The following is a 2,785-nucleotide window of genomic DNA, read 5'->3' on the forward strand; positions in this document are numbered from 1 at the left end:
CATTGCCCAGACACCCTCACCCGGCTAAACTCCCTCACCATGAACCACCACCCCATCGACCCCAAAATCGACTGCGTGTTTAAAGCCCTGCTCGGCGCCGAGGACAACCGCGCTTTGCTGATTCACTTTCTCAACGCCAACCTCAACACCGCCCTGCCCGCCCCCATCACCGAAGTCGAGATCCTCAATCCCTACAACGACAAAGAATTCCTTGACGACAAACTCAGCATCGTCGATGTCAAAGCGCGTGACCAACACGGCAATCTCTACCAGATCGAAATCCAACTCCTCAGCCACCGCGACCTCCCCGCCCGCATCCTCTACACCTGGACAGACCTCTACAGCGCCCAACTCAAAACCGGTCAGGACTACGGCCAGCTCAAACCCACCTATGCCATCTGGCTATTGGGAGAAACCCTGTTACCCGAGCACCCCGAGGCCATCCACGACTTTCGCCTGCGCGACAGCGCCGGGCGGGGATTTATTGAGCACGGCGGCATCTGGCTTTTGGAACTGAACAAACATCCCATCCACACCGTCCAAACCGAACAACACCGCTGGCTCAAATTCTTCCAGGATGGCGAACAGCTCAATGCTGAGGCCCTCCCCGCCTGGATGGACACCGACGAAATGAGGCAAGCCATGAGCACCTTAAAACGCTTTTCGGAAAAAGACCGTGCCTATCATGCCTATCAGGCCCGGCAAAACTACCTGCGCGAACAGCGCAGTATTCAGCGGCATTTGGAAGAACTGCAGACGGAGGCGGAGCGGCGGCGGGTGGAGGCCGAGCAACTGCAGGCGGAAGCTGAGCGGCGGCGAGTGGAGGCCGAGCAACTGCAGGCCGAGGCGGAGCAGGCGCGGAGGCGGGAAGCGTTGGCGCAGGCTCGGGAAGAGCAGGAACGTGCGGCTAGAGAACAAGCGCAGGCGCGGGAAGAGCAGGAACGAGCGGCTAGAGAACAAGCGCAGGCGCGGGAAGAGCAGGAACGAGCGGCGAAGGAAGCGGCGCTGGCGGAAATTGAGCGTCTTAAAGCGCAGTTGCGCGGTGAATAACCGGGGTACGGAGCGCCGAGTGGTACTCGGCTGGTTTTAAACCATTCTCGACGAAAGCTGATGTTCCGACTGGCTGAGTGCAACTCGGCGCTCCTCGTGGCGGCATCATCTTGATGCCGCTGCAAAAAAGCGACGGCTGCCTGCCGCGCCGCACGCGGCGCAGATAGGGAAGCCGCCGCCACGTCAAGCAGAGCGGGTGCTCCATGCTCCAACCCATTGCCCAAACGTCCTCGCCCGGCTAAACTCCCCCGCCATGAACCACCACCCCATCGACCCCAAAATCGACTGCGTGTTTAAAGCCCTGCTCGGCGCCGAGGACAACCGCGCTTTGCTGATTCACTTTCTCAACGCCAACCTCAACACCGCCCTGCCGGCCCCCATCACCGAGGTCGAGATCCTCAACCCCTACAACGATAAAGAATTTCTTGACGACAAACTCAGCATCGTTGATGTCAAAGCGCGTGACCAACACGGCAATCTCTACCAGATCGAAATCCAACTCCTCAGCCACCGCGACCTCCCCGCCCGCATCCTCTACACCTGGACAGACCTCTACAGCGCCCAACTCAAAACCGGTCAGGACTACGGCCAGCTCAAACCCACCTATGCCATCTGGCTATTGGGAGAAACCCTGTTACCCGAGCACCCCGAGGCCATCCACGACTTTCGCCTACGCGACAGCGCCGGGCGGGGATTTATTGAGCACGGCGGCATCTGGCTTTTGGAACTGAACAAACATCCCATCCACACCGTCCAAACCGAACAACACCGCTGGCTCAAATTCTTCCAGGATGGCGAACAGCTCAATGCTGAGGCCCTCCCCGCCTGGATGGACACCGACGAAATGAGGCAAGCCATGAGCACCTTAAAACGCTTTTCGGAAAAAGACCGTGCCTATCATGCCTATCAGGCCCGGCAAAACTACCTGCGCGAACAGCGCAGTATTCAGCGGCATTTGGAAGAACTGCAGGCGGAGACAGAGCAACTGCAGGCTGAAGCTGAGCGGCGGCGAGTGGAGGCGGAGCAGCGGCGGGCGGAAGCGGAGCAGGCGCGGAGGCGGGAAGCGTTAGCGCAGGTTCGGGAAGAGCAGGAACGGGCGGCGAAGGAACAGGAAAGGGCGGCCAGAGAACAAGCGCAGGCTCGGGAAGAGCAGGCGCGGATGCGGGAAGCGTTAGCACAGGCGCGGGAAGAGCAGGAACGGACGGCGAAGGAAGCGGCGCTGGCGGAAATTGAGCGCCTTAAAGCGCAGTTGCGCGGTGAATAACCGGGGTACGGAGCGCCGAGTGGTACTCGGCTGGTTTTAAAGCATTCTCGATGAAAGCTGATGTTCCGACTGGCCGAGTGCAACTCGGCGCTCCTCGTGGCGGCATCATCTTGATGCCGCTGCAAAAAAGCGACGGCTAGAAGCCGCCGCCACGTCAAGCAGAGCGGGTACTCCATGCTCCAACCCATTGCCCAGACAGCCTCACCCGGCTAAACTTCCTCACCATGAACCACCACCCCATCGACCCCAAAATCGACTGCGTGTTTAAAGCCCTGCTCGGCGCCGAGGACAACCGCGCTTTGCTGATTCACTTTCTCAACGCCAACCTCAACACTGCCCTGCCCGCCCCCATCACCGAGGTCGAGATCCTCAACCCCTACAATGACAAAGAATTCCTTGACGACAAACTCAGCATCGTCGATGTCAAAGCGCGTGACCAACACGGCAATCTCTACCAGATCGAAATCCAAC

General features: G+C 59.5%; 3 protein-coding genes. All 3 read left to right on the plus strand.

Going from position 1 to position 2,785, the window contains the following annotated elements; all coding sequences use genetic code 11:
- Nucleotides 1–39: 39 nt before the first annotated feature.
- On the plus strand, nt 40–1,050 hold the full coding sequence (locus tag THISIDRAFT_RS11495; protein ID WP_040853459.1) for an Rpn family recombination-promoting nuclease/putative transposase: 1,011 nt from the start codon (nt 40–42) through the stop codon (nt 1,048–1,050).
- Between the two features lie 253 nt (nt 1,051–1,303).
- Nucleotides 1,304–2,314, plus strand: coding sequence for an Rpn family recombination-promoting nuclease/putative transposase (locus THISIDRAFT_RS11500; protein WP_006788846.1), 1,011 nt, complete (start codon nt 1,304–1,306; stop codon nt 2,312–2,314).
- 224 nt (nt 2,315–2,538) lie between these two features.
- The coding region (locus THISIDRAFT_RS11505) for an Rpn family recombination-promoting nuclease/putative transposase (protein ID WP_006788847.1) at nt 2,539–2,785 on the plus strand (247 nt) is incomplete at its 3' end.

The organism is Thiorhodospira sibirica ATCC 700588 (genome assembly GCF_000227725.2).
Taxonomy (GTDB): Bacteria; Pseudomonadota; Gammaproteobacteria; order Ectothiorhodospirales; family Ectothiorhodospiraceae; genus Thiorhodospira; species Thiorhodospira sibirica.